The organism is Pseudomonas viridiflava, from assembly GCF_900602065.1.
Lineage (GTDB): Bacteria > Pseudomonadota > Gammaproteobacteria > Pseudomonadales > Pseudomonadaceae > Aquipseudomonas.
Genome location: NZ_UWFN01000052.1, coordinates 1 through 409, shown reverse-complemented (window position 1 = coordinate 409; position 409 = coordinate 1). Strand labels below are relative to the sequence as shown.

General features: G+C 62.3%; 1 pseudogene. It reads left to right on the top strand.

Annotated features, from left to right (window positions below):
• Window positions 1–396 (top strand): annotated as a pseudogene (locus EE949_RS00950) (EamA family transporter); the annotation flags it as partial.
• Between the last annotated feature and the right edge of the window lie 13 nt (window positions 397–409).

The window sequence follows — 409 nt, the reverse complement described above, 5'->3', positions numbered from 1 at the left end:
GGGCTGATCCGCAAGAAAGCCCCGGTCGCAGCCCTGCCCGGGCTGGTAGTGGAAACCTGGATGCTGGTGCCGCTGGCACTGATCTAGCTGGCGCTCAATCCTGGCGCGCTGAGTGCGCAGGCCGAGTTCTGGACCACCTCTCAGGCCATCTGGCTGGCAGCCGCAGGCCCGGTCACGCTGATCCCGCTGGTGTGCTTCAACGCCGCAGCCCGACATCTGCCTTACACCACGCTGGGCTTTCTCCAATATCTGGCACCGACACTGGTCCTGTTGCTGGCCGTGCTGCTTTACGACGAGCACATGAACGCCAGCACCATCGTCACCTTCGCCTGCATTTGGGCGGGTCTTGCGATTTACAGCATCGACGCCTGGCTGAGTCTGCGCCGCCGAAGCTGATCAAAAAACATAC